Raw genomic sequence first — 24,916 nt, forward strand, 5'->3', positions numbered from 1 at the left:
AAATTGGAAATGCCTACTCCAGCCATTAGCACCCAGTCTGGAGTTAAAACAGAACGGAGCAAGATTGAACACTCACGATACCAGACAATTTGACCTGCATCCGGTGGACCAGCGCCGCCTGGCAACCTTGTGCGGACAGTTTGATGAACACCTGAAGATGATCGACCAGCGCCTGCAAGTGAAAGTCGGCCGGCGCGGGCATCACTTTCGGGTGGAAGGCAGCACTGAAAACGTAGCGGCGGCAACCGAGGTTATCCGGCATCTGTACCGGGAAACCGAGGCCAGTGATGACATACCGCCCGATACCGTGCACCTGTTCATCCGCGAAACCGGCCTGGAACGGCTGCCGGATGATGTGCCTTACGATGAAGGCCAGGTCACTGTTATCAAGACACCCAAGCTGACCGCCAAACCCCGTGGCAGGAATCAGCAGAAGTATGTGCATAACATTCGCACCCACGACATCAACTTCGGCATCGGGCCCGCGGGTACCGGTAAGACGTGGTTGGCAGTGGCTTGTGCTGTCGAGGCTCTGAAAGACGAGCAGGTGAAGCGTATTCTGCTGGTTCGGCCGGCCGTGGAAGCCGGCGAGAAGCTGGGCTTTCTGCCGGGCGATCTGGCCCAGAAGGTGGACCCGTACCTGCGCCCGCTCTACGACGCTCTCTACGAAATGCTGGGATTTGATCAGGTCACCCGCCTGATCGAGAAAAGTGTGATCGAGATTGCCCCCCTGGCATTCATGCGCGGCCGTACCCTGAACAACTCGTTTATTATTCTGGACGAAAGCCAGAATACCACCCGGGAGCAGATGAAGATGTTCCTGACCCGGATAGGCTTTGGCTCTACCGCGGTCATTACCGGCGATACCACCCAGGTGGACCTGCCCCGCGGACAGAATTCCGGGCTGATTCATGCCGCCAGCGTGTTGAGCAAGGTCCCGGGTATTGGCTTTACCCGTTTCGACGCCAAGGATGTGGTGCGTCACCCCCTGGTTCAACGCATTGTTGAAGCCTACGATTCTTTCAACGACGGGAGTGCCACAGGCCAATGAGCAAGGTAACTGTGGACCTTCAGATGGCCTTTGACGGCACGGGCGTACCTACCGAGGCGTTGTTTGAAGCCTGGGCAGAGGCGGCGTGGCAGGATGAGAATCCAACCGAAGTTACCATCCGTATTGTCGATAACGACGAAAGCCGTGAGCTGAATCACCAGTACCGGGACAAGGACAAGCCTACCAATGTTTTGTCCTTCCCATTTGAAGCACCAGCGGGTATAACGGTGCCATTGGCCGGAGATCTCGTGATTTGCGCGCCAGTTGTTGAACAGGAAGCGCGGGAGCAGAGCAAAGACGCTGTCGCCCACTGGGCCCATATGGTGGTGCACGGTATGTTGCATCTCCAGGGCTACGATCATATTGAAGATAATGAAGCCGAGGTCATGGAAGCCCTCGAAATCCGGCTGCTGGCGCAGCTCGGATTTGCTAACCCTTACGAAGCAGAGGAAACGGAACCAGACTCATGAGCGACGATCAGTCGAGTCGCAGTCAGGGCAACAAGTCCTGGCTGGAGCGTATATCACAGGCCTTTTCCAGCGGGCCTGAGTCCGTCGAGGACGTGCTGGAAATCCTGCGGGATGCTGAATCCCAGAGCATTATTGATGCTGACTCCATGAGCATCATTGAAGGCGCCATGCAAGTGATCGACATGCGGGTGGACGAGATCATGATCCCCCGCTCCCAGATGATCACCGTAAAGGCATCTCAGGAACCCAAAGAGTTCCTGCCCGAGATTATGTCTTCCGCCCATAGCCGCTTTCCGGTCATCGGCGAGAGCCAGGATGACGTGATCGGGGTATTGCTGGCGAAAGACCTGCTTCCTCTTGCCCTCAACAACGATCTGAACTGGAACCGCATCCGCGAAATCCTGCGGCCGCCCACCTTTGTTCCCGAAAGCAAGCGTTTGAACCAGCTGCTCAAGGAGTTCAAGGAAAATCGTAATCACATGGCGATTGTGGTGGATGAGTACGGCGGAACCGCTGGCCTTATCACCATCGAAGACGTGCTGGAACAGATCGTCGGTGAAATCGAAGACGAACATGACTTCGATGAGGAGACCCATATCAAGGCCCGGGGCGACGGGACCTTTGCGGTGAAGGCCGTGACGCCCATCGATGATTTCAACGAATTCTTCGAGACAGACATGGATGAAGAAGAGTTCGATACCATTGGCGGCCTGGTACTGAAAGAATTTGGACACCTGCCCAGACGGGGCGAAACGGTTGAATTCGGCGGCTTGCAGTTTACTATTGCCAACGCCGATAACCGAGTCATCCGTCTGTTGCAGGTAACCCGCAGTGAGTCATGATCCACAGCACCCGCCACTGAAACTCCCGTTCACCACCCGAAAATGGCTGGGCGCCGCAATCCTTGTGATTGCCGGCGCTCTGCAAACACTGACCTTCTCGCCATTCTATCTGTGGTGGCTTGGGCCCTTGTCGGTGTTTCTGATCCTGCTGGTCACCGTCCATCAGGCGCCGGACAAGCTGTTCCGCTCCGGCTGGCTGGCCGGGCTTGGTCTGTTCGCCTCCGGTGCCAGCTGGATTTACGTCAGCATCAGCGAGCACGGCAATACTTCGGTACCTCTGGCCATTGTACTCATGGTCCTGTTTATTGCCGGGCTGGCCCTGTTCCATGGGCTGGCCTTCTGGTTCTGGGGCAAACTCGCCAAAGACAGCGCACCACGCCGACTCTTGCTGTTCCCTGCCATCTGGGTACTGGGCGACTGGTTGCGTGGCTGGCTGCTGACTGGATTTCCATGGCTGTATCTGGGCACCGCCCATACCGACGGCCCCCTGGCCGGGCTGGCGCCACTGACTGGCGTGCATGGCATTACCTTCTGGATCACCGTTACCGCAGTGGCTGCTTACGGCGCCTGGTGGCTGTTCAAACTTGACAGGAAGGTCACTGCTGGCGCCGTTCTGGTAGCAGCTCTGCTGCCCTGGCTGATCGCCCCGGCCATGAACAAAGCTGACTGGACCGAGCTCAGCGAAGAGCCCGTCAGCTTTGCGGCGATGCAGGGCAACATACCGCAACAGATCAAGTGGGATCCTGATTTCCTGCGCGATCAGATTGTGGCTTATCTGGGCATGACCGAAGCGCACTGGCAAACCGACCTGATCCTCTGGCCAGAAACAGCCATCCCCATTCCGCAGGACCAGGCTGGCAAGGTCATTGATCATATCCGGGAACAGTTAGGAGAAAACAGCACGCTGATCACCGGCATCCCCTGGTATGGCTACAGCGGCCAGATTGAAGACTACACCTTCCACAACAGCATTATGGCCATCGGCAATGGCGACGGCATGTACCACAAACAGAAGCTGGTGCCCTTTGGCGAATATGTGCCACTTCAGGGTCTGCTGCGGGGGCTGATCGGTTTCTTTGACCTGCCCATGAGTAGCTTCACGCCTGGGCCAGAGCAGCAAGCGCCGCTGGTCGCCAATGGCATGAAAATCACCCCTTACATCTGCTATGAAGTGGCCTACCCCGATTTCGTGGCGTTTAATGCCCGCAACACCGATCTGCTGCTGACGATCAGTAACGACGGCTGGTTCGGTGATTCCATCGGGCCGCTGCAACATCTGCAGCTTGCCCGCATGAGAGCCCTGGAGACCGGCCGCTACATGCTGCGGGGCACCAACAACGGCGTCACTGCGATCATCAATCACAAGGGCGAGATTACCGAGCGCATCCCACAGTTCGAGCGCGCGGTACTGACCGGTGAGGTATTTACGGCAACCGGGAGCACACCCTACATGCAAACAGGATCCTGGCCGGTGCTGACGTTGGCGATCATCCTGATTGTGTTCATCCGAGAACGGGTGATTCCGAAAAACTGAGCGCCTTGAGCCTGCTGCTCAAATGGCTTGCAGGCTCAAGGCGATGGCTTCAGCTTTCTTTCGGTGGCCAGCGGCTGGTTACCCGCTCAAAGTAATGGGAGCCGCAGGCCTCGCAGGGATGCAGGTGGCTGGTCTTGGTCAGACAAAGCATGTGGCTGCAGTTCATGCACCGGAACATACCCGCCGTGGCCACTTCACCGGAGATATAGTGACTGACGTCCTGATTCTCCAGCTTCTGCTTCAGTTCCAGAGTATCAACCAGGGTCTGATCGGCCACCGAGAGAAGCCGGTCTGCCAGGGTGTGTTCCAGTAATGCGATATCCAGTTGCAGCCATTCTCCCAGGCCTTCCCCGGTCTCCTCCACGAAATGCAACAGGTGCTCCAGATCCCGCTGAAGATACGCCCCGAGCAGATCCGCTTCTTCCCGGGTCATTTCCTCGATCTCGTATTCCACTTCTATCGCTTTCTGAACTTCTTCCTCCAGCGTCTGCAACGACGTTTCCTGTAGCTCATGCAGGCGTATCTGTACCCGCTCAAGCATTCGGTCGTAAACCTCAAGGGCTTTTCCGGAGAGGTGACTGCGTTCTGGCTCGCTCATTTGGGCTCCTTATCTGCACCTTTCACCATACTCTCAGTCTGGCACAAACCCACGGAATTGGCAGACTACCTGTTAAGCCGCGTGTGCGTTAGAATGTTCGGCCTTTTCTCGAACATCCTTTTCACACAGGGTACTTTTGGCAATGGCAGGAATGGACGAACAATACAACCCACGTGAAGTAGAACAGACCGCCCGCACTTTCTGGGAAACCAACGAGACCTTCAAGGTCAAGGAAGAGCCGGGCAAGCCCAAGTACTACTGCCTGTCCATGTTCCCCTACCCCAGCGGCAAGCTGCATATGGGCCACGTCCGCAACTACACCATCGGCGACGTGATTTCCCGCTACCAGCGTATGCAGGGCAAGAATGTAATGCAGCCTATGGGCTGGGACGCTTTCGGCCTGCCTGCCGAAAATGCCGCGATTGCCAACAAGTCTGCACCGGCCAAGTGGACTCGCTCCAACATTGATTACATGAAGAACCAGCTCAAGCAGCTGGGGTTTGGCTACGACTGGAGCCGCGAACTGGCCACCTGCGACCCGGAATACTACCGCTGGGAACAGTGGTTCTTCGCCCGCCTCTACGAGAAAGGCCTGGTGTACAAGAAGATGTCCACCGTGAACTGGGACCCGGTTGACCAGACCGTACTGGCCAACGAGCAGGTGGTTGACGGTCGGGGCTGGCGCTCCGGTGCCCTGGTCGAGCAGAAAAAGATTCCGCAGTGGTTCATCCGCATTACCGACTACGCGGAAGAACTGCTGAACGATCTGGAAGACATGGAGGGCTGGCCCGAGCAGGTCAAGACCATGCAGCGCAACTGGATCGGCAAATCGGTAGGGACCGAGCTGACCTTCCCGCTGAAAGAGCAGGAAGGTGGTCTGACGGTTTACACCACCCGCCCGGACACGCTGATGGGCGTCAGCTACATGGCAGTCGCCGCTGAGCACCCTCTGGCCAAGGCGGCGGCCGAGCGCCACCGCGATGTGGCCGAGTTTGTCGACCAGTGCCGTAACAGCAAGGTGGCCGAAGCCGAGCTGGCGACCATGGAAAAGAAAGGTATAGATACCGGCTTCAAGGCCATTCACCCGCTGACCCAGGAAGAAATCCCGGTCTGGGTCGCCAACTTTGTACTCACGGACTACGGCACCGGAGCCCTGATGGCGGTTCCTGGCCATGATGAGCGGGATCACGAGTTTGCCGTCAAGTACAAGCTGCCCATCAAACAGGTGATTGCACCGAACGACAGCCGCGATATCGATATCCAGGAGCAGGCCTTCACCGAGAAAGGCGTTCTGGTGTCCTCCGGCAAATACAGCGGCCTGACCAGCGAAGAGGCGTTTGAGGAAATCGCGGATTACCTTGAAGCCCAGGGCATTGGCAAACGTACCGTGAACTACCGTCTGCGTGACTGGGGTGTGTCCCGGCAGCGCTACTGGGGTGCGCCCATCCCGATGATGACGCTGGAGGACGGCACCGAGATGCCGGTGCCGGATGACCAGCTACCGGTTCGTCTGCCCGAAGACGTTGAAATGGACGGCGTCCAGTCGCCGATCAAGGCCGACCCGGAGTGGTGCAAGACCGAATACAACGGCCAGCCAGCCACCCTGGAAACCGATACCTTCGATACCTTCATGGAGTCCTCCTGGTATTACGCCCGTTTCTGCAGCCCGAACTACGACAAGGGCATGCTGGACCCGGCTGCCGCCAATTACTGGCTGCCAGTCGACCAGTACATCGGCGGCATCGAGCACGCGATTCTGCACCTGCTGTATGCCCGGTTCTTCCACAAGCTGCTGCGCGACGTTGGTCTGGTGAACAGTTCCGAGCCATTCAAGCGCCTGCTGACCCAGGGCATGGTTCTGGCCGAGACCTACTACCGCAATGAAGCAAATGGCGGGAAAACCTGGTTCAACCCGGCCGATGTGACGGTTGAGCGCGATGGCAAGGGCCAGGTAGTGCGAGCGGTGCTGAAATCGGACGGCGAGCCTGTGGAAATCGGTGGCGTTACCAAAATGTCCAAATCCAAGAACAACGGCATCGATCCCCAGGCCATCATCGATCAGCACGGTGCCGACACTGTGCGGTTGTTCATGATGTTTGCGGCACCACCTGAGCAGTCGCTGGAGTGGTCCGACAGCGGCGTTGAAGGCGCCCATCGCTTCCTCAAACGACTGTGGCGGATGGTCAATGAGCATACCGCCAGTGGCGAAGCTCCGGCGGTTGATCCTGCCAACCTCAATGGTGCTCAGAAAGACCTGCGCCGCAAGACCCACGAAACCATCGCCAAAGTCAGCGATGACATCAGCCGCCGCCTGACCTTCAACACCGCCATCGCGGCTGTCATGGAACTGCTCAACGAAGTGGGCAGGCTCAGCGATGACGAGCCGCAAACCCGCGCGGTGCGTCAGGAAGCCCTGGATACCGCCGTGCTGGTGCTTTCCCCCATTGTGCCGCACATCTGTCACAACCTGTGGCAGGCCCTCGGTCACTCTGACACGGTGGTTGACGCCTCCTGGCCGGTTGCCGACGAAAGCGCCATGGTTCGTAGCGAAATTGAGGTGGTTCTGCAGGTGAACGGCAAGGTCCGGGCCAAGGAGAACGTACCGGCGGATATTGGCAAGACAGATCTGGAGAAGCTTGCCCTGGAGAACGAAAACGTCATGCGTTTCACCGACGGCAAGACCGTACGCAAAGTGATCGTTGTGCCTGGCAAACTCGTGAACGTGGTGGCTAACTAAGATGCCCTGCCCTGCCCCTGAACTGAAAAAGCTGGGCCTTCTGGCACTGCTTGCCTCGCTGCTCACCCTGACCGGCTGTGGCTTTCAGTTACGGGGCAGCTCCCCGGTTCCGGCTGCCCTGCAACCCCTGGCTATTGACTGCCCGTCCTCCCTGCCCGGACAGTTCTGCCAGTCTCTGCGTGAGCAGCTGGAGCTCGGTGGCATCGAGCTACGGAATCCGGGCCAGGCAGACTACCTGCTGCGCCTGTCGGACTACCGCCAGGACCGCCGGGCTTCAGCCATTACCGCACAGGCAGCGGCGGCTGAGTACATTCTGCGCCACACGGTCGCCATGGAGCTGGTGACCAAGGACCAGATCCCGCTGATTGCCACCACCGACCTGAACGCCAGTGAAACCTACCGCTACGACGAGACCAATGTACTCGCCAAACAGCGCGAGGAAGACGAATTGCGGCAACAATTGGGCGATCGCCTTGCCCAACAAGTTATCTTCCGGCTGGCGCCTATGTCCCGACAACGAATTGATGCCCTGGTTCAGGAACACACTGCCGATGGTGAGGAGCCTGAATCACCATGAAAACCCAGCCCGGCCAACTCCCGCAACTTCTGAAGAAAGGCCTGGCTTCGGTTTACCTGATCTCCGGCGATGAACCCCTGCTGGTTCAGGAATGCTGTGACCAGATCCGCGCCGCCGCCCGTGAAGCTGGCTATCTGGACCGGCTCACGTTTCACGCAGACAATCAGTTCGACTGGAACACGGTTGCTGACGAATGCAACGCCCTGTCCCTGTTCGCTGAAAAACGTCGCATTGAGATTCATCTGCCCACCGGCAAACTCGGGGATGGCCGCCGGGTTCTGGAGCAGGTACTGCAATCCCCGCCAGAGGACGTCATTCTCCTGCTGATCAGCGCCAGACTGGATGCCGCCGAAACCAAACGCAAATGGTACAAGGAACTTCAGGGCCATGGCGTGCACGTTCCGCTCTGGCCGGTCGAGGGAGACAAGTTTCCCGGATGGTTGCAGCAACGGGCCACCTCAAAAGGCCTCAGCCTGACCCGTGGAGCACTCGGTATTCTTGCAGAGCGCCTGGAGGGCAACCTGCTGGCCGCCAGCCAGGAGCTGGACCGTCTGACGCTGCTCACCAACGGCAAAACCATCGATGAAGAGACGGTGGAGCAGGCCGTACAGGATAGTGCCAGGTTCAACGGCTTTGAACTGGTCACGGAACTGCTATCCGGCAAGGCTGTTCATGCCTGCCGCATGATCGGGGTGCTGGAGCAGGAGGGCGAAAACCCTCTTGGACTACTCACTGTGCTCGTTCGTGACCTTCATCTGATTGTTGAGCTTAAGACCGCCTTGCCCGGTGGAGAAAACCCCGCGGGCTTTCTGAAAAAGCGCGGCGTTTTCCAGCCAAAGCGCTCGTCCGCCGTCCAGCAAGCGGCTCGAAGACTTTCACTGGCCCAGTTACACCAGGCAATCAACCTTTGTAGTCTGATTGATCGGGCCGCCAAGGGTTTCGATGATCTTTCCCCCTGGCATCACCTGCGGGATCTCTCCCTTATTCTGGCCGGCAAGCGGGCCAGCTGATCTGAATCAAAGCGGGATAGCACCGGCCCGCTCAGGGACTTGACACTTTTTCACGTTCGGGCGCATTGTAGAACTCCCAACTCATCAGGGAAGGAGAAATACCATGAGTCTGCAAGACGATTTCAACAAGCTGTCCGACAAGATCAAGCAATATCGTGACGAGGCGCGCGTTCAGTTGCACCTTGCAAGGGAAGATGTAAAAGACGAATGGGACGATCTGGAGCAGGACTGGGATCGGTTCCGGTCAAAGCTGGATCAGATTTTCCATGATGCCGAGAATGCCAGCAATGAGGCGAGGGAAACTGCTCGCAAGCTGGGTGAGGATCTGAAAACCGGATACCAGAACATCCGTAACAAACTGAAATAAAGCGTTAACTGGTTAACAAATAAACACATCTCTCCGTAAACAGGGGCTTTTGTCTCACTGCCTCTGTGCCATACTTCACAGTAAAGACTGAACAGTTCGTCATAATTTCGTCGAACTGTTCATTTTGCCACCAACCAGTCGTCTGGCTGGCCACGGCGTATGACACGTGCTGTGAGGTATAACGGTCATATGAAAAAAATAATCGCACTCTCCGTCACCCTGACTTTCTCACTTACCGCCGGCATGGTCGTGGGCCAGAATACCCGTTTCAGCGACCCTCAAACGGTCATTGATAATGAATTCTGGAGCAACCTGTATGCCGACGGCGGCTCGTCGTTCTTCTGTGATACTCCCTTCACTGGCAAGGGCTTTGTCATGACCGATGGCTACGTTTATCCACTTGCCGACATTCGCACTGCCCTGGACTGCGGAACAACCTCCCAGTGCCGCCAGGACAATCGCTATCGGCAAATTACGTCTGATCTTCACAACATGGTACCGGTACGAACCCGGGTTGAAATGCGGCGGCGTAACGCCCGGTATGAGAATCTTGGCGAGACCACGGGCGCCGATGATTGCGGGATTCGTGAAAGCGCCCAGTTCTTTGAACCCCCAGAGCGGGTTAAAGGCGACGTTGCCCGCACCATGGCCTATATGGTGGATACTTATGGCCTGCCCTGGCTGGGGGCCACACCGGTGTTCAAGGGCTGGAGCAAACTGGATCCCCCGGATGACCGGGAGCTGAGCCGGCATAAGCGGATTGCCGAAATTCAGGGCAATGAGAATCCGTTTGTGGTGAATCCGGGACTGATAGAACGTCTATAGACTGACGCAAGCCAGGAGGCGGGGTAGAGCTTTCCGAAACACGCTGTAAATACTTCCATGTACGCTCTGTTCCGCCATCCCTGGCTCCACAAGGTTTCGGAAAGCTCTACCCCGCCTCCTGGCCCAAACCTGAGTTAATAGCATCCATAAAAAAGCAGGCCATCGAGGCCTGCTTTTTTCATTTCTGCTTCAGAAATCTGATCAGATTTCGTTAGCAGCCGGCGCCATCATGGCATCGCTGCCACTGCGAATGCCTTCGGCCAGAGACACGGTCTTTGGCAACAGGCGGTCGAAGTAGAAGCGAGCGGTCTTGACCTTGCCTGTATAGAAACCAGAGGTGTCGCCCTCAGCTTTCGGAGCGGCAGCTTTGACCACTTTGGCCCACATGTACGCCAGAGCGGTGTAGCCGAACATATCGAGGTAATCGACGGCTGCGGCACCAATGGCTTCCGGGTTGTTAGCCGCCTGGTTCAGCACGTGCTCGGTAACGTCTGACAGGCGCTCCAGGGAGGCCGCCAGCGGCTCAAGGTAGGGGCGCAGGGCTTCGTCGCTGCTGTTGGCTTCGATGAAGGCGGCAACGTCCTGAGCGAACAGTTCGTACAGCTTGCCTTGGCTGCCCACCACTTTACGCCCCATCAGGTCCATGGCCTGGATGCCGTTGGTACCCTCGTAGATCTGGGTAATGCGGCAGTCGCGTACCAGCTGCTCCTGGCCCCACTCGCGGATGAAGCCGTGGCCACCGAAGACCTGCTGGCCGATGATGGTGGTTTCCAGGCCGCGGTCGGTCAGGAAGGCTTTGGCGACGGGGGTCAGCAGGGCAACCATGCCTTCGGCGTGTTTGCGCTGTTCGTCGTTGTCGGAATACTTGGAGATGTCCAGCCACTGGGCTACGTAGGTGGAGAAGGCACGGCCACCCTCTACGTAGCTCTTCATGGTCAGCAGCATGCGGCGCACGTCTGGGTGTACCAGAATCGGGTCAGCGGCTTTTTCGGGCTGCTGGGCACCGGTGGGCGCGCGGCTCTGGATACGCTCGTTGGCGTATTCGCGGGCGCTCTGCAGGGAAGCTTCGGCGGCGCCGATGCCCTGGATGCCCACACCCAGGCGCTCGTAGTTCATCATGGTGAACATGGCGGCCAGGCCTTTGTTTTCTTCACCAACCAGCCAGCCCTTGGCGCCGTCGAAGTTCATCACGCAGGTGGCTGAGCCTTTGATACCCATCTTCTTCTCGATGGAACCACAGCTGAACTGGTTACGCTCGCCCAGGGAACCGTCGTCGTTCACCATGAACTTGGGCACCAGGAACAGGGAAATACCCTTCGGGCCCTTCGGCGCGTCCGGCAGTTTAGCCAGCACCAGGTGGATAATGTTCTCCGCCATGTCGTGCTCGCCCCAAGTGATGAAGATCTTGGTGCCGGTGATGTTGAAGGAGCCGTCGTCGTTCGGCTCAGCTTTGGTCCGGATAATACCCAGATCGGTACCGGCGTGAGGCTCGGTCAGATCCATCGCGCCAGACCAGACGCCGGAGTACATATTCGGCAGGTACTTTTCTTTCAGCTCCTGGCTGCCGTGGGCATCCAGGGCGAGGCAGGCGCCGGCGGTCAGCATTGGAGCCAGGCCGAAGGCCATGTTGGCGCCCTGCATCATTTCCTCAAACTGGGCCACCAACGTCTTGGGCATACCCATGCCACCGAAGTCCGGGTTACCACCCAGGCCATTCCAGCCACCTTCCACGATGGTCTGGTAGGCTTCTTTGAACCCTTCCGGAGTGGAAACTTCGCCTTCGTTCCACTTACAGCCCTGTTCGTCGGCTTCGCGGTTCAGGGGAGCCAGCACGCCGCTGGTGATCTTGCCCGCTTCTTCAAGAATGGCATCAGCGGTGTCGGGATCTACGTTTTCTGCAATCTTTGGCAGTGACGCCCACAGGGAGGGTGCGTCAAACACTTCGTTCAGAACGAAACGCATGTCACGAAGGGGTGCCTGATAATCAGCCATGTAAAACTCTCCAGAAATTCAGTCAGTCACTTGGGGGGCGGTGTTGATGCCTCTTCTGTTGGAGGTCGGAGCCCACCCGCTCGGCTATGTGTCCGAAACAAGGTTGTTGTTCTATGGCGCGCTATTCTACCTCAAAACACGCCGGCAACTCATGAAAAAAGCCCGCCTCCTGCGGGAGAACGGGCTTTCTCTGTGCCATCAATCAGATAGCAACCCCGCCTTAGATAGCGAAGGCTTCTTCCGGCATGTCCAGCAGGCTGTCTGCACCGGCCAGCATGGTTTCTGCGTGGGTCCGGGTGCGCGGCAGCAGACGCTTGAAGTAGAAGCGTGCAGACTGAACCTTGGCGTTGTAGAACATCTCCTCAGAGGTGCCTTCGGCCATCGTGTCCAGTGCTACCTTGGCCATACGGGCCCACAGGTAAGCGAAGACCGCGTAACCGGAGTACATCAGGTAATCCACAGCAGCGGCACCGACTTCCTCGCGGTTCTTCATGGCGGTCATACCAACCTTCATGGTCAGATCGCCCCACTCCTTGTTGATCGCAGCCAGCGGCTCGATAAATTCTTTCAGCTGCTCGTTGTCTGCGTTCTCTTTGCAGAAAACGTGAACCTGCTTGGTGAACACTTTCAGAGCTTCGCCCTGGGTCATCAGAACCTTACGGCCCAGCAGATCCAGCGCCTGGATACCCGTGGTACCCTCGTAGATCATGCCGATGCGGGAATCACGAACGTTCTGCTCCATGCCCCACTCGGTGATGAAACCGTGGCCACCGAAGACCTGCATACCCAGGTTGGCAGACTCGTAACCGATCTCGGTCAGGAATGCCTTGGCGATCGGGGTCAGGAAGCCCAGCAGCGCGTCTGCGTGCTTGCGCTCTTCCTCAGTCTTGCCAGAGTGAACCACGTCCACTTGCTGGCCAGCCAGGTAGATCAGGGCACGGGCGCCTTCGGCCACAACTTTCTGGGTCAGCAGCATGCGGCGGACGTCCGGATGCACGATGATCGGGTCAGCGATGCCGTCCGGATTTTTCGGACCGCTCAGGGAACGCATAGCCAGGCGCTCTTTGGCATAGGCCAGGGAACCCTGGAAGCCCAGCTCGGCAGAACCCAGGCCCTGGATGGCGGTACCGATACGAGCGGTGTTCATGAAGGTGAACATGCAGTTCAGGCCTTTGTTCTCCGGCCCGATCAGCCAGCCCTTGGCACCGTCGAAGTTCATCACACAGGTCGCGTTACCGTGGATACCCATCTTGTGCTCCAGGGAGCCACAGGAAACCGCGTTGCGCTCACCGGCAGAACCGTCTTCGTTCGGCAGCTGCTTGGGCACGATAAACAGGGAGATACCCTTGGTGCCTTCCGGAGCGCCCGGCAGACGAGCCAGTACGATGTGAACGATGTTCTCAGCCATGTCGTGCTCGCCGGCAGAGATGAAGATCTTGGTACCGGTGATGCTGTAGCTGCCGTCAGCGTTCGGCTCGGCCTTGGTGCGCAGGGTGCCCAGGTCAGAACCACAATGCGGCTCGGTCAGACACATGGTACCGGTCCACTCACCGCTGATCAGCTTGGTCAGGTAGGTCTGCTTCTGCTCTTCAGTGCCGTGGGCTTCGATGGTGTTGGTGGCACCGTGGCTCAGGCCCGGGTACATACCCCAGGACCAGTTGGAGGTGCCAACCATTTCGCTGATAACCAGGCCAATGGAATGCGGCAGGCCCTGGCCACCGTAGTTGGGATCGGCAGTCATGGACGGCCAGCCACCTTCTACGTACTGCTGGTACGCTTCTTTGAAGCCGGTCGGGGTTTTCACGCCGTCTTCGCTCCAGGTACAGCCCTCCTGGTCACCCACCTGGTTCAGCGGAGACAGTACCTGCTCACAGAATTTCGCACCTTCCTGGATAATGGCATCGACCATATCCGGAGTTGCATCTTCGGCACCTTCCAGATTGGCGTAGTGCTGCTCGCTGTTCAGCAGCTCGTTCATTACGAATTTAATGTCACGCAGGGGCGCTTTGTATTCAGGCATGGAATCCACCTCGGTTCTGGGTCTCAGCTGAAACGGGTTTACAGCTTCTGGCCTCGGGTTTGCTCAGACACCATGATGCACCGCATCACGGCCTTAATTAAACACTTGTTTGAAACATACGTTTTGAGGCACAGAATTGTCAATAGCCTTGACTGAAATTTGTGTTGGTTTTGTGTTCGATCAGTAAATTTTCAGGGCAGAAATGCCCGGAGAAAACGGGAAGACAAGGAGAAAGGCCAGACGAAGCGATCAGGCGAACAGGGAAGTCACAGACTCGGAATAGCGGGAGTCGCCAGCCATGGCAGAGACATTGCGGTAGCTCTCTTCCGCCTCGCGGGAACGGGCACTGCGAGCATCACCCTGGCTTCCCTCAACACTGGCAGAGGCTTCCGCCGTCCGGGATTCGCCCTCACCTGCCGCCAGCTCCGACTGTGCCTGCAACATGGTCTGCATGGCCTGGGCGGCAACAGCGCGATCCTGACCGGAGGGCTGGGCAGGCGCCATGGCAGCAGACCGCACCACGCGCATTTTTTCAATGGTGGCCTGAGGATCCCCCGCCACCGGCGAAACATCAATGGGAACTTCACCGCCTACCGCATACTGGGCGCCATCCGGCCCTCGCTGGTAGGTAAACGACATAGCACCCGCGTACTGCCCACCAGCAGCCTGATGCGCCGCCTCGTGAGCACGCACTTCCCTGTCCCGGGCTTTGAGATCAGTCAGCTGCTTCAGCTCTTCATCTGTCAGGCCTTGCGGATTCTCGCGCGCGTCGGAGCGTGATTCGGAAGACTGGTCGGATTTTCGTCCTTCGGAAGACTGCTCAACCGGTTTTGAGGTTGATGAAGTATCGCCAGTGGCAGGCTTTTCACCGGAAGCCTCCGGTGTTCGGCCACTGCCTGCGACCGGCGTGGACGCACCGGTGGGAGAGCCGGAGAAGATGGGAGCGATTGAGGAGAATACGTTCACAGAAACCTGGCTCAGGCGCGAATATCCAGCAGGGTACCCAGCGTTTCATCGGCGGTTTTAACGACCTGAGCAGAGGCCTCGACGCTGCGCTCGTATAGTTTCAGGTCGATCATGGGTTCCACCAGATTTCCAGCGCCCTCCGCTGAGCCCTGAGGACCGTCAACGCCACCTCGGGCAATTTTCCGGGCCGCGTTCTCCATGCCCACCATGCCGTCCTGGATACCCTGAATCCCGATAGCAAGTGTGTTGTTAATCATGAGCAGCCATTCCTGTGACGAACCTTTGACCTGATTAACTCACATTTCTGGTCAATTTTCAATCAGCGGTGTGATGTTCAGATACCGAGACAGGATCGCCGGCATCTCGGCGGTATCGGTATTTTCCAACCAGGGAAGCACACCGAGGCAAGGCGCGCCGAGGTGGGTGGACAGGTAGTTCAGGGTATCCTGTTCGCAACTCATCACCTGTTCTTCGGGATGGTTACCTACCCAGCCTGCAACAACCAGTCCGTCGGCGCGAATCGCTTCGGCGCTGAGCATGGCATGATTGATACACCCCAGTTGCAGCGGCACAACCAGTATCACCGGCAGTTTCAACTCTCCCGGCACCGCTGCGTAGGTTTCCCGATCATTGAGTGGTACTCGCCAGCCACCGGCGCCTTCGATCAGCAGAAGATCGGCGGGGCGGATCTGCATGCCACGACAAAACCCGACGATTCGCTGGGCGGTGACCTGTTTTCCGGCCTGCTGGGCAGCTACGTGGGGGGCGATGGCGGGCTTGAGGGCGATGGGGTTGATGGTGTCGTAGGGTAGTTTTTCGGTGATGGCCGCCTGCAGCATCAGGGCGTCTTCGTTTCTCAGGCCCTCAGGGGTCTGGTCGCAGCCGGAAGCGATGGGTTTCATGGCCAGGGTTCGCTTGCCGGCGGATTTGGCCGCCTCGAGAATGGCTGCGGAGACGATGGTTTTGCCGACGCCGGTGTCGGTGCCTGTAATGAAATAAGTGTGTTTGGCCATGCCTGAAATGTTCCTACGATTAGCGTAAGACGAGGGCAGGGGTACTCTTTCCAGGACACGCTACAAGCACATCCATGTGCGCTTGATTCGGGCCATCCATGGCCCTCAACAGTCCTGGAAAGAGTACCCCTGCCCTCGCCCGATATTTTTCACGGGTAGTCCGGACTCAATTAAATCCAATACTATCGTTTAACCCAGTATATCCAGGCCGCGCAGTACCCAGCCTCAACGACGTTGTCAGCTCGCGTTGGATAGGCACGACACATCGCCCGAAAGCGCCCCGGCGCCGTCACCGTCCGCCGGCGCTCTTCGCCTCTAAACACCGCACCGAGTTCTTTCAACTCACGATTGAGGTGCATGGGCGACTGGTACGGCAGTGATATGGTTTCAGCAACCTGTTTTGCGTTTGGCAGAACCGTCTCCACGAGGGCCTGCCACTGCGTTTCCGGAACAAAGCGGTTTACGTGCGCCTGTCCCGGATCGGCCTCGGCCCAGGCCTGTTTCAGTTCAGACAAGGTGCCGTCCAACAGCGTCGATATGGCCAGTCGTCCGCCAGGCCTGAGAATTCTTCGGCACTCCCGAAGGATCAGCTCCGGCCGGGCGCTCCACTGAATCATCAGGTTACTGAAGATCAGGTCAACGCTGTTATCCGCCAACGGAATCTGTTCGGCATCAGCGTGTAGCCAGTAGATTGCTCCCGGGCTTTGATTGGCAGCCTCAGCCAGCATGCCCGCTGAAAGGTCTGCACCGGTAACCTCGGAATGGGGGTATTGCGCCACTAACTTCCGGCTAAACCAGCCGGTTCCGCAGCCCAAATCAAGCACCGATTCCGGCACTGGCGTGTCTGCAAGCTCGGCGAGCATGGCATCGCCCATGATTTTCTGTAGGCGGGAGGCACCGTCGTAGGTGGCACTGGCGCCACCGAAGCCGCGAGCAATGGACTGCTTGGTTCCGGTTCCGCCCTCAACAGGAGCCGTTGGCTCTATTCGGGTATAGATGGTCATAGCACTGGCTCCCGGGCCACGGCCTCACTCAGGATGGAACGGCTCTTCGCCAGGGCCTGCAGCAAACGGTCAACATCGGCTTCGGTATGGGCGGCGCTGAGCGTAACCCGCAAGCGGGCCTCGCCCTCCGGCACCGTGGGCGGCCGTATCGCCGTTACCAGCAGCCCCTCATCCTCCAGTGCGCGGCTGAGCGCCAACGCGGTCCAATTATTTCCGATCATGATGGGCTGAATGGGCGTTCGGGATGACATCAGCTCATAACCCAGATCCTGAGCACCTGCCCTGAATCGCTGGATTAATGCGTCAAGATGAGCGCGTCGCTCATCGCCGCTCTCAACAGCATCCAGGCTGGCGCAGGTTGCCGCGGCCAGTGCCGGCGGCATGGCGGTGGTGTAGATATAGGTCCGGGCCTTCTGTACCAGGTAGTCAATCAACACGTCAGAGCCAGCGACAAAGGCCCCGGAGGTTCCCACGCCCTTGCCCAGAGTACCGATCAACACCGGTACATCCTCCTGGCACAACCCGGCTTCCAGCACGCTCCCCCGGCCCTGTGGCCCGAGAACACCAATGCCATGGGCATCGTCCACCACCAGAAGCGCATCGTGAGCCTTACAGACGCGAGCCAGTTCCGTGAGTGGCGCAATGTCTCCGTCCATGCTGAACACGCCATCGGTAACCACCAGTTTGTGGCCGGAGGTTGCTGAGAGCATGGCTTCCAACGCGGCCACATCACCGTGAGCATAGCGGCGCACGCGGGCACGGCTGAGAATGCAGCCGTCAATGATCGAAGCGTGATTCAGTCGATCCGAGAAGATGGTATCGCCACGGCCCGCCAGTGCGGAAATGACCCCCATGTTTGCCATGTACCCGGTGGAAAAGAACAATGCCGCACTCCGCCGAGTGAACGCTGCCAGCCTCTGCTCAAGGCGATGATGGGCCTCGTGGTGGCCGCAAACCAGATGCGAAGCAGCTCCGCCCAGGCCAACCTCCGGCAGCGCCTGCTCCAGCGCCCGCATGTTTTCGCCGTGACTGGCCAGGCCCAGATAGTCGTTACTGCAGAACGACAACAACGACCGGCCATCCGCCGTCAGCGTCGGCTGCTGGGGGCCGGCGATCAGGCGGCGGGTTCTGTACAACCCGGCCTGCTTTCGTTCTTCTATCTCTTTGGCGAAGTCACGCATGCGGAATCACGCAGACTCCCGGGTCGCGTCGTAAAACATGTGCCGTGTGGCCTCATATTCCACCGCCTCGGCAATGGCCTCTTGCTCCTGCTCCTCGGTCGCACACTGCTCCCGCTGCTCAGGCCGGATGCCCAGCTTGCGGAACAACTGCATGTCCGCATCCGCCTCCGGGTTCGAGGTGGTCAGCAGTTTCTCACCGTAGAAAATGGAGTTGGCTCCCGCCATGAAACAGAGTGCCTGCATCTGCTCATTCATCTGCTCACGGCCCGCGGACAAACGTACATGGGAAGCCGGCATCATGATTCGGGCGACGGCGATAATGCGAATGAAATCAAATGGGTCCAGGTCTTCCACATCTTCCAGCGGCGTGCCCTTCACCTTCACCAGCATATTTACCGGTACACTCTCGGGGTGCTGGGGTAGGTTGGCCAGCTGAACCAGAAGACCAACGCGGTCATCCTCATCTTCACCCATACCCATGATGCCGCCGCAACAGACCTTCATGCCGGCCTTGCGCACGTTATCGAGCGTATCAAGACGGTCCTGGTAGGTACGGGTCGTGATGATGTGGTTATAGTATTTCTCGGAGGTATCCAGGTTGTGGTTGTAGTAATCCAGGCCGGCATCTGCCAGCTCCCGGGCTTCCTCTTCTTTGAGCATGCCCAGTGTCATACAGGTTTCCAGGCCCAGGGATTTCACCTGGCGGACCATATCCAGAACGTAGGGCATGTCTTTCTTTGACGGGCTACGCCAGGCGGCACCCATGCAGAACCGGGATGCCCCTTTTTCTCTGGCAACGCGGGCCTCAGCCACCACCTTCTCGATTTCCAGCAGCTTCTCCTTTTCAAGCCCAGTGTTGTAATGACCACTCTGCGGGCAATACTTGCAGTCTTCAGGGCAGGCACCGGTCTTGATCGAGAGCAGCGTGCTCACCTGAACCTCATTCGGGTCAAAGTGCTCCCGGTGGATGCTCTGGGCGCGAAACAGAAGATCATTGAACGGAAGATTGAAAAGCTCGCGAGCTTCCTGAAGCGTCCAGTCGTGGCGGGTAGCGGTGGCAGTCATGTGAGAGTCCTGTTAACCTTTCCGGGATTTTTGGTTTACGGATAAACCGCGATGATAAACGGACTGATCTCGCTGTCAACCTTGACAAAGGTTAAGGTTAACAACTCAAGACGCGCCGGACGCTGCGTCACCTGCCTCGCAGGCGCTGCCCAGGATGGCCTTTGCCAGGACTGCCGGAACGACCTGCCCGCCAACCGCTGGTGCTGCCAGACCTGCGCGCTGCCCTTGCCCTTTCCAACCCCGGATGGACGTTGTGGCGAATGCCAGGCCTCACCACCGTGCTATAGCCGTTCGCTGATCCCCTGGCGTTACCAGTTCCCGGTTGATGGCATGATCGGCCGCTACAAATACCACGGCCAGCACAAATTCGCGCGACCATTACTGGCGGGTTTTACCGACTACATTGAGCATCATCTGGCAACCGAGGGCCGGCCGCAGGTTCTGATCCCCGCCCCCATGCACTGGACCCGGCGCTGGCAACGGGGCTTCAATCAGGCCCAGGATATTGCCGAGGCGGTGGGAAGGCGGCTGGACCTGCCTGTCAACGCCCGTCTGGTGCGACGAACGCGACGAGTTCACGCACAACGGAAACTGAACCGGACAAGCCGACTGGCCAATCTTCAGGGGCTGTTTGAGGTTACCGGACCGGTGCCGGCAAATGTCGCCATTGTCGATGATGTGGTCACCACCGGCGCTACCGTTCGCGAGCTGGCATCGGTGCTGACCAGAGCGGGAGCCAGGGACATCCAGGTCTGGGCACTGGCGCGCACACCCGGCTGATCAATTGTCCAGTTTTGTCAGCACGTGTCCGGCGATGGCCAGACAGGAGGTGAGTCCGGGCGACTCAATCCCGAACAGATTGACCAGGCCACCAACACCATGGTCCTCAGGGCCATCGATGCGGAAATCCGCAAAGCCGCCATCCGGGCCCGCCAGTTTAGGGCGAATGCCCGCATAAGCCGGCTGCAGACGGGCCTCGTCCAGGGACGGCCACCAGCGCCGGATACTGTCGGCAAATCCACGAACACGCTGCGGATCGACCCGATAGCTTTCCTCGTCTATCCATTCCACATCCGGCCCAAACCTGGCCTGGCCAGCCAGATCGAGAGTCAGATGAATGCCGAGTCCACCGGGTTCGGGTATGGGATAGATCAGCGTATTGAATGGATGGCGGCCACTGAAGCTGAAATAAACACCACGGGCCAACCATTTTTTCGGCCGCGCACGCTCTGGCAACCCCGACCACAGCCCCGCAAGTGCCGGGGCACCAAGTCCAGCGGCGTTAATCACCTCCCGAGCCTTCAGTAACAGATCTCCGGCTTCACCCACCTTAAGAACATGCCCCTCAGGACCGGATTCGGCAGACACCACCGGGCTGTTGAACGCAATCTGGCCACCGGCGTCTTCCAGTTCACCCTGCAGCGCCAGCATCAGGCCATGGCTGTCCACAATCCCGGTTTCCGAAGACCAGAGCCCGGCAGTGGCCCGGATTGAGGGCAATTGGCACGCCATCGCGGCGCCCTCATATAACGCCAGGGACACACCGTTTCGGCCCGCCTGCGCCTGAATGCCAACAAGACGTTCGGCCTGCGCGGCATCACTGGCGATGATCCACTTGCCGCATTTTCGGTGCGCCACTTTGTGGCTGGCGCAGTATTCATAGAGCTGTTGTCGGCCTTCCACGCACAGCCGGGCTTTGAGGGAGCGCTCCGGGTAATAGATTCCGGCATGAATGACTTCGCTGTTGCGAGAGGATATGCCTTCACCAATGGCGGCACCGGCTTCCAGCACCAGCACCTCCCGCCCGGAACGGGCCAGCGCCCGCGCAATGGCAAGCCCGACCACGCCGGCACCGATCACCACGGTCTGTATACTGAACTGCTCCTGGGCCACTCTGCTTTCCTCTACCCGGTTCTCTGGTCGGGAAATTACCGCAGATCAACGCCGGTTGCATTACCTGCCCGCCAAGAACCGTTATACTTGCCCCAAGACAGAACGAACGCAGGGAGCCTGGCGATGTCTGATCGAAAACAGTTTATTACCGTCATGGTGGTTGCCGCGCTTTTTGTCGGCTGGATTGGCTGGCGCGGCTTTGAAGTGACCCACCTGAACGCGCAACTGAAAGAAGACAGAACCGTCGCCAGTTACCCGTACCAGCACCGGGTATTGCGGGTAGAGGGAGATACTGCCGTAATCAGTTCTCTTCGATCCCACTCGGTATCGACCCAGAAGGCCCTGACCGCCGTGTTCCCGGGCATGCGCCATCTGGCGGATACCCATCGTGAATGGCAGAAAGCTGAACGGGAGCTTGCTCAGGTTCAGGCCAGAGCCGGGGATCTTGTCCTGGCCACCGGGCGGGTCAACCGCATTCGCTGGGAGCTGGACGAAAACTGGTACCATCTGCAATCCATGAAAACCCGATACGACACCACATTCTGAGCCCTATGCAGACTGAACCTCCGGCGATCACCCCGTCCTCGCATCCCTACGATGCCCTCACCCCGGAAGTCATTCTGGATGCCATTGAGGCGGAGGGATTCGAGGTCAACGGCCGGCTCTTTGCCCTGAACAGCTATGAGAACCGCGTCTATCAGGTCGGCATTGAAGACCAGCCACCGGTAATTGCCAAATTCTACCGTCCAGACCGCTGGCCGGATTCGGCGATTCTGGAAGAACACGAATTCACCCTGTCACTGCAGGAGGCCGGAGTTCCAGTGGTTGCCCCTTTGGTGCTGCCGGGCGGGCATTCCCTCGGCCAGTATGGGGATTTCAGATTCGCGGTATTTCCGCAGCGCGGCGGCCAGGCCCCGGATACCAGTGTGACCGACACCCTGTATCGACTTGGCCAGTGGCTGGGGCAGATTCACAACATTGGTGCCCTTAAACCCTTTGAGCACAGGCCCGGGTTTGATCTGTTGGCGGGGCTGGAACAGAACAACCAGGTGCTGGTGGAAGGTAACTGGATTCCCGATGATCTCAAACCGGCCTGGAACTCCCTGATTCCGGACCTGATCGCCAACTGCCGCGAACGGATAGCCGAAGCCGGCCCGGTAGACACCTTACGTATTCACGGTGATTGTCACGCCGGCAACATACTGTGCCGGGATGAAACCATGCTGTTTGTGGATCTGGACGACTGCCGCACGGGTCCGGCGGTTCAGGACATGTGGCTGCTTCTGAACGGAGACGCCAGTGAACGGGGCGCCCAGCTTGGCGAATTGCTTGAAGGCTATGAAATGTTCCGGGATTTCAATCGTCGCGAACGCCACCTGATTGAACCCTTGCGATGCTACCGGCAGATCACCCACTGCGCCTGGCTGGCAAGGCGCTGGGAAGATCCGGCGTTTCCGAGATTCTTCCCCTGGTTTTCACAGCCGCGTTTCTGGTCAGACCAGATCCTGTCTTTACGGGAACAGCTGGCCGCGTTACAGGAACCGGCCATCAGCCTGCCGGGCCAATTCTGATTTTCCGACACGAGGTACCCATGAGCGATAACGAACAGCGTTTCACAGCCAAGAGCCTGATTGTGACCGGAGTTGCTGCCATCGTCGGCACGGTACTGGTGCTGGAAGCGTCTGGCCGGATTGATCACTCCGACAACAAGGACCACGCTCCGGTGGGTGAATTTACCGCCATCCACGTCAAACCCGGCGAAACCTTCCGTATGTCCCGAAAATCCTCGGAGCTGCATGCCGTTTGTGAAAACGGTTACCTGGCCATTGCCGCTGACGTCGACCCATCCTTCCGGGGCATCCTGGTCGATTACAAGAACCGGGGGGTTCGCTGCGCACGGCCGTCCCCTACCGACAAGGATCTGGCGACACCTCGCCCCGATGAGCGCGAGGCCGGAGCGGGCGATGAGTAATCGTACGCCCCCGGAGCAACTGACCGACCGGTTATTTGCCACTGAGCGCAATCCCGAGGATTTTCGCTTTGACGCGTCCGTCGCCCGGGTGTTTCCGGACATGATCCGCCGCTCTGTCCCCGGCTACACCACCATCATCCCGATGATTGAGGTGATCACGGAACAGTACGTTCAGCCGGGCTCACATTGTTACGACCTGGGCTGCTCGCTCGGCGCGTCCACGCTTGCCATGCGCCATGGCATCCCCTACCCGGACTGCACCCTGGTGGGCGTGGATAACTCCGAGGCCATGATTGAGCGCTGCGAGCATTATGTCGCCCTGGATGACCACGACCTGCCGGTAACACTACTCTGCGAGGACATCCTGAGCACCGAACTGAGCAATGCCTCAGTCACCACCCTGAACTTCACGCTGCAGTTCGTGCCGCCCGAGCAGCGGTTGGCCCTGCTGACCCGTATCGGCGACGCCACCCTGCCCGGCGGCGTGCTGGTTCTGTCCGAGAAGATCCGATTTGAATCCGACGCGGAACAGGCCATCCAGACCCGCCTTCATCACGAGTTCAAGCGGGCCAACGGCTATTCGGACCTGGAAATCAGCCAGAAGCGTGCCGCCATCGAGAAAGTACTGATCCCGGAAACCCTGGCAGACCACCGGGATCGATTGCAGCGCGCCGGCTTTGACCAGGTACTGGTGTGGTACCAGTGCTTCAACTTTGTCTCGATGCTGGCCATCAAGAACTCCTGACTTATCCACCGAAAGACATACCATGGCACTGTTTGACTGGCACAAGCACTTTGATCCCGTTCTTTCCTACCTGAACGAAACCGGTAACACCCGGTGGACCACAGCCCTGAAAGAACAACTCACTCGACGGTTTGAGGACAACCCCCACGGCGATATGGCACGCTGGCACAACGCACTGCAGTCCTTGCCAGACGTTGCCGATGCCAGGGTCGACCTGAATCAGTCTGCAATCACGTTGACCAGCCCCGGCGGCCTGGATCCAGACGCCATGACCCGCCTTGAGAACGGATTACGGGGACTGATGCCCTGGCGTAAGGGCCCGTTCGATTTCTTCGGCACCTACATTGACACCGAATGGCGCTCAGACTGGAAATGGGACCGGGTAGCACCGCATCTGGCGGATCTGGCGGGGCGTACCATTCTGGATGTGGGCTGCGGCTCCGGCTACCATTGCTGGCGCATGGCTGGAGCGGGGGCCAGGCAGGTGATCGGCATCGACCCGGGGCTGTTGTTCATGTTCCAGTTCCTGGCGGTCAAAGGGTATCTGGGCCAGGCTCCGGTCGATCTGCTCCCGGTGCGCATGGAAGACCTCCCGGCCGACATGGAATGCTTTGACACCACCTTCTCCATGGGCGTGCTGTATCATCGTCGTTCACCGCTGGATCATCTGCTGGAACTCAAGGGCACGCTGCGTCGCGGCGGCGAACTGGTGCTGGAAACCCTGGTTGTAGACGGCCCGGAGGGCTACAGCCTGATGCCCGAAGACCGTTACGGCCAGATGCGCAACGTCTGGTTCTTGCCGAGCTGCCCGACCCTGCTCCGGTGGCTGGACAGAACCGGGTTCCGCAACGCCCGGGTGGTAGACGTCAGTGAGACCACCACCGATGAGCAGCGCCAGACCGACTGGATGCGTTTCAATTCGCTGGCGGACTTTCTGGACCCAGACAATCCCTCGAAAACCATTGAGGGCTACCCGGGCCCCAAGCGGGCGACACTGATCGCGGAAAAGCCCTGACCCCCTGCACCGGAAAACCGGCACAAAAAAACCGCCTGG

General features: G+C 58.7%; 25 protein-coding genes. 15 read left to right on the plus strand and 10 right to left on the minus strand.

Annotated features, from left to right (window positions below):
• Positions 1-64 precede the first annotated feature (64 nt).
• From JIF53_RS09235 to lnt, 4 genes are read left to right on the plus strand one after another with little or no spacing between them, the layout of a single operon-like run.
• Positions 65-1,051 (plus strand): PhoH family protein, encoded by a 987-nt coding sequence (locus JIF53_RS09235; RefSeq protein WP_199452344.1) that lies wholly within the window; start codon positions 65-67, stop codon positions 1,049-1,051.
• Positions 1,048-1,521: an rRNA maturation RNase YbeY gene (gene ybeY / locus JIF53_RS09240; protein WP_023009083.1), complete on the plus strand. Its 474-nt coding sequence runs from the start codon at positions 1,048-1,050 to the stop codon at positions 1,519-1,521. Before JIF53_RS09235 ends, ybeY begins: the two co-directional genes overlap by 4 nt.
• Complete coding sequence (locus JIF53_RS09245; protein ID WP_011786186.1) at positions 1,518-2,363, plus strand: HlyC/CorC family transporter; 846 nt, start codon at positions 1,518-1,520, stop codon at positions 2,361-2,363. Before ybeY ends, JIF53_RS09245 begins: the two co-directional genes overlap by 4 nt.
• Positions 2,353-3,897 (plus strand): apolipoprotein N-acyltransferase, encoded by a 1,545-nt coding sequence (gene lnt, locus JIF53_RS09250; protein WP_199452345.1) that lies wholly within the window; start codon positions 2,353-2,355, stop codon positions 3,895-3,897. The genes JIF53_RS09245 and lnt overlap by 11 nt, the downstream gene beginning before the upstream one ends.
• 49 nt (positions 3,898-3,946) lie before the next feature.
• Here lnt and JIF53_RS09255 read toward each other — a convergent pair whose 3' ends face one another.
• Positions 3,947-4,495, minus strand: a complete 549-nt coding sequence (locus JIF53_RS09255) for a zinc ribbon-containing protein (protein ID WP_199452346.1) — start codon at positions 4,493-4,495, stop codon at positions 3,947-3,949.
• A 151-nt stretch (positions 4,496-4,646) separates the two neighbouring features.
• Here JIF53_RS09255 and leuS point away from each other — a divergent pair, with 151 nt between their 5' ends.
• From leuS to JIF53_RS09280, 5 genes are all read left to right on the plus strand, one after another.
• Positions 4,647-7,232, plus strand: coding sequence for a leucine--tRNA ligase (gene leuS, locus JIF53_RS09260; protein ID WP_114434281.1), 2,586 nt, complete (start codon positions 4,647-4,649; stop codon positions 7,230-7,232).
• Position 7,233: 1 nt separating this feature from the next.
• Positions 7,234-7,809: an LPS assembly lipoprotein LptE gene (lptE, locus tag JIF53_RS09265; protein WP_114434188.1), complete on the plus strand. Its 576-nt coding sequence runs from the start codon at positions 7,234-7,236 to the stop codon at positions 7,807-7,809.
• A complete protein-coding gene (holA, locus tag JIF53_RS09270) occupies positions 7,806-8,819 on the plus strand; it encodes a DNA polymerase III subunit delta (RefSeq protein ID WP_114434187.1) in 1,014 nt (337 codons plus the stop codon). Before lptE ends, holA begins: the two co-directional genes overlap by 4 nt.
• Before the next feature lie 103 nt (positions 8,820-8,922).
• On the plus strand, positions 8,923-9,186 hold the full coding sequence (locus JIF53_RS09275) for a hypothetical protein (protein WP_014422133.1): 264 nt from the start codon (positions 8,923-8,925) through the stop codon (positions 9,184-9,186).
• A 189-nt stretch (positions 9,187-9,375) separates the two neighbouring features.
• Positions 9,376-10,011 (plus strand): endonuclease, encoded by a 636-nt coding sequence (locus JIF53_RS09280; RefSeq protein WP_022991403.1) that lies wholly within the window; start codon positions 9,376-9,378, stop codon positions 10,009-10,011.
• A gap of 201 nt (positions 10,012-10,212) precedes the next feature.
• On the opposite strand, the gene JIF53_RS09285 is transcribed toward JIF53_RS09280, so the two are convergent.
• The 8 genes from JIF53_RS09285 to bioB form a co-directional block, all read right to left on the minus strand.
• Positions 10,213-12,003: an acyl-CoA dehydrogenase C-terminal domain-containing protein gene (locus JIF53_RS09285; RefSeq protein WP_199452347.1), complete on the minus strand. Its 1,791-nt coding sequence runs from the start codon at positions 12,001-12,003 to the stop codon at positions 10,213-10,215.
• A gap of 220 nt (positions 12,004-12,223) precedes the next feature.
• Positions 12,224-14,023: an acyl-CoA dehydrogenase C-terminal domain-containing protein gene (locus JIF53_RS09290; protein WP_114434185.1), complete on the minus strand. Its 1,800-nt coding sequence runs from the start codon at positions 14,021-14,023 to the stop codon at positions 12,224-12,226.
• A gap of 249 nt (positions 14,024-14,272) precedes the next feature.
• Positions 14,273-14,989, minus strand: coding sequence for a putative metalloprotease CJM1_0395 family protein (locus JIF53_RS09295; protein WP_022991406.1), 717 nt, complete (start codon positions 14,987-14,989; stop codon positions 14,273-14,275).
• An 11-nt stretch (positions 14,990-15,000) separates the two neighbouring features.
• Positions 15,001-15,246: a flagellar basal body rod C-terminal domain-containing protein gene (locus JIF53_RS09300; RefSeq protein ID WP_011786197.1), complete on the minus strand. Its 246-nt coding sequence runs from the start codon at positions 15,244-15,246 to the stop codon at positions 15,001-15,003.
• Between the two features lie 51 nt (positions 15,247-15,297).
• Complete coding sequence (gene bioD, locus JIF53_RS09305) at positions 15,298-16,002, minus strand: dethiobiotin synthase (protein WP_114434184.1); 705 nt, start codon at positions 16,000-16,002, stop codon at positions 15,298-15,300.
• Positions 16,003-16,184: 182 nt separating this feature from the next.
• Positions 16,185-17,006, minus strand: coding sequence for a malonyl-ACP O-methyltransferase BioC (gene bioC / locus JIF53_RS09310; RefSeq protein ID WP_114434183.1), 822 nt, complete (start codon positions 17,004-17,006; stop codon positions 16,185-16,187).
• On the minus strand, positions 17,003-18,187 hold the full coding sequence (bioF, locus tag JIF53_RS09315; RefSeq protein WP_114434182.1) for an 8-amino-7-oxononanoate synthase: 1,185 nt from the start codon (positions 18,185-18,187) through the stop codon (positions 17,003-17,005). The genes bioC and bioF overlap by 4 nt, the downstream gene beginning before the upstream one ends.
• Positions 18,188-18,193: 6 nt before the next feature.
• Positions 18,194-19,252, minus strand: coding sequence for a biotin synthase BioB (bioB, locus tag JIF53_RS09320; RefSeq protein ID WP_114434181.1), 1,059 nt, complete (start codon positions 19,250-19,252; stop codon positions 18,194-18,196).
• 81 nt (positions 19,253-19,333) lie between these two features.
• On the opposite strand from bioB, the gene JIF53_RS09325 reads away from it, so the two are divergent.
• Complete coding sequence (locus JIF53_RS09325; RefSeq protein WP_228285519.1) at positions 19,334-20,032, plus strand: ComF family protein; 699 nt, start codon at positions 19,334-19,336, stop codon at positions 20,030-20,032.
• Here the strand turns inward: JIF53_RS09325 and JIF53_RS09330 are convergent, their stop codons facing one another.
• Entirely contained in the window at positions 20,033-21,145 is a 1,113-nt protein-coding gene (locus tag JIF53_RS09330; RefSeq protein WP_114434179.1) for an NAD(P)/FAD-dependent oxidoreductase, read from the minus strand. It abuts the gene before it with no gap.
• 123 nt (positions 21,146-21,268) lie between these two features.
• Here JIF53_RS09330 and JIF53_RS09335 point away from each other — a divergent pair, with 123 nt between their 5' ends.
• Genes JIF53_RS09335 through cmoB form a run of 5 tightly spaced genes read left to right on the plus strand, consistent with a single transcriptional unit; the run spans position 21,269 to position 24,877 of the window.
• Positions 21,269-21,691, plus strand: a complete 423-nt coding sequence (locus tag JIF53_RS09335) for a hypothetical protein (RefSeq protein WP_114434178.1) — start codon at positions 21,269-21,271, stop codon at positions 21,689-21,691.
• Positions 21,692-21,696: 5 nt separating this feature from the next.
• A complete protein-coding gene (locus tag JIF53_RS09340) occupies positions 21,697-22,716 on the plus strand; it encodes a serine/threonine protein kinase (protein ID WP_114434177.1) in 1,020 nt (339 codons plus the stop codon).
• Between the two features lie 20 nt (positions 22,717-22,736).
• Positions 22,737-23,117, plus strand: coding sequence for a kinase (locus JIF53_RS09345; protein WP_114434176.1), 381 nt, complete (start codon positions 22,737-22,739; stop codon positions 23,115-23,117).
• Positions 23,110-23,862: a carboxy-S-adenosyl-L-methionine synthase CmoA gene (gene cmoA / locus JIF53_RS09350; protein ID WP_114434175.1), complete on the plus strand. Its 753-nt coding sequence runs from the start codon at positions 23,110-23,112 to the stop codon at positions 23,860-23,862. Before JIF53_RS09345 ends, cmoA begins: the two co-directional genes overlap by 8 nt.
• A 22-nt stretch (positions 23,863-23,884) precedes the next feature.
• Positions 23,885-24,877 (plus strand): tRNA 5-methoxyuridine(34)/uridine 5-oxyacetic acid(34) synthase CmoB, encoded by a 993-nt coding sequence (gene cmoB, locus JIF53_RS09355; RefSeq protein ID WP_114434174.1) that lies wholly within the window; start codon positions 23,885-23,887, stop codon positions 24,875-24,877.
• Positions 24,878-24,916: the final 39 nt, after the last annotated feature.

It is taken from the genome of Marinobacter sp. bablab_jr008 (assembly GCF_016464145.1).
In the GTDB taxonomy this organism is placed as follows: domain Bacteria; phylum Pseudomonadota; class Gammaproteobacteria; order Pseudomonadales; family Oleiphilaceae; genus Marinobacter; species Marinobacter nauticus.

Bases quoted from the DNA above. Each gene is read 5' to 3' on its own strand.
- ybeY (WP_023009083.1), top strand. From the start codon at position 1,048: ATGAGCAAGGTAACTGTGGACCTTCAGATGGCCTTTGACGGCACGGGC.
- JIF53_RS09245 (WP_011786186.1), top strand. From the start codon at position 1,518: ATGAGCGACGATCAGTCGAGTCGCAGTCAGGGCAACAAGTCCTGGCTG.
- JIF53_RS09255 (WP_199452346.1), bottom strand. From the start codon at position 4,495: ATGAGCGAGCCAGAACGCAGTCACCTCTCCGGAAAAGCCCTTGAGGTT.
- leuS (WP_114434281.1), top strand. From the start codon at position 4,647: ATGGACGAACAATACAACCCACGTGAAGTAGAACAGACCGCCCGCACT.
- lptE (WP_114434188.1), top strand. From the start codon at position 7,234: ATGCCCTGCCCTGCCCCTGAACTGAAAAAGCTGGGCCTTCTGGCACTG.
- holA (WP_114434187.1), top strand. From the start codon at position 7,806: ATGAAAACCCAGCCCGGCCAACTCCCGCAACTTCTGAAGAAAGGCCTG.
- JIF53_RS09275 (WP_014422133.1), top strand. From the start codon at position 8,923: ATGAGTCTGCAAGACGATTTCAACAAGCTGTCCGACAAGATCAAGCAA.
- JIF53_RS09280 (WP_022991403.1), top strand. From the start codon at position 9,376: ATGAAAAAAATAATCGCACTCTCCGTCACCCTGACTTTCTCACTTACC.
- JIF53_RS09285 (WP_199452347.1), bottom strand. From the start codon at position 12,003: ATGGCTGATTATCAGGCACCCCTTCGTGACATGCGTTTCGTTCTGAAC.
- JIF53_RS09290 (WP_114434185.1), bottom strand. From the start codon at position 14,023: ATGCCTGAATACAAAGCGCCCCTGCGTGACATTAAATTCGTAATGAAC.
- JIF53_RS09300 (WP_011786197.1), bottom strand. From the start codon at position 15,246: ATGATTAACAACACACTTGCTATCGGGATTCAGGGTATCCAGGACGGC.
- bioD (WP_114434184.1), bottom strand. From the start codon at position 16,002: ATGGCCAAACACACTTATTTCATTACAGGCACCGACACCGGCGTCGGC.
- bioC (WP_114434183.1), bottom strand. From the start codon at position 17,006: ATGACCATCTATACCCGAATAGAGCCAACGGCTCCTGTTGAGGGCGGA.
- bioF (WP_114434182.1), bottom strand. From the start codon at position 18,187: ATGCGTGACTTCGCCAAAGAGATAGAAGAACGAAAGCAGGCCGGGTTG.
- bioB (WP_114434181.1), bottom strand. From the start codon at position 19,252: ATGACTGCCACCGCTACCCGCCACGACTGGACGCTTCAGGAAGCTCGC.
- JIF53_RS09335 (WP_114434178.1), top strand. From the start codon at position 21,269: ATGTCTGATCGAAAACAGTTTATTACCGTCATGGTGGTTGCCGCGCTT.
- JIF53_RS09340 (WP_114434177.1), top strand. From the start codon at position 21,697: ATGCAGACTGAACCTCCGGCGATCACCCCGTCCTCGCATCCCTACGAT.
- JIF53_RS09345 (WP_114434176.1), top strand. From the start codon at position 22,737: ATGAGCGATAACGAACAGCGTTTCACAGCCAAGAGCCTGATTGTGACC.
- cmoA (WP_114434175.1), top strand. From the start codon at position 23,110: ATGAGTAATCGTACGCCCCCGGAGCAACTGACCGACCGGTTATTTGCC.
- cmoB (WP_114434174.1), top strand. From the start codon at position 23,885: ATGGCACTGTTTGACTGGCACAAGCACTTTGATCCCGTTCTTTCCTAC.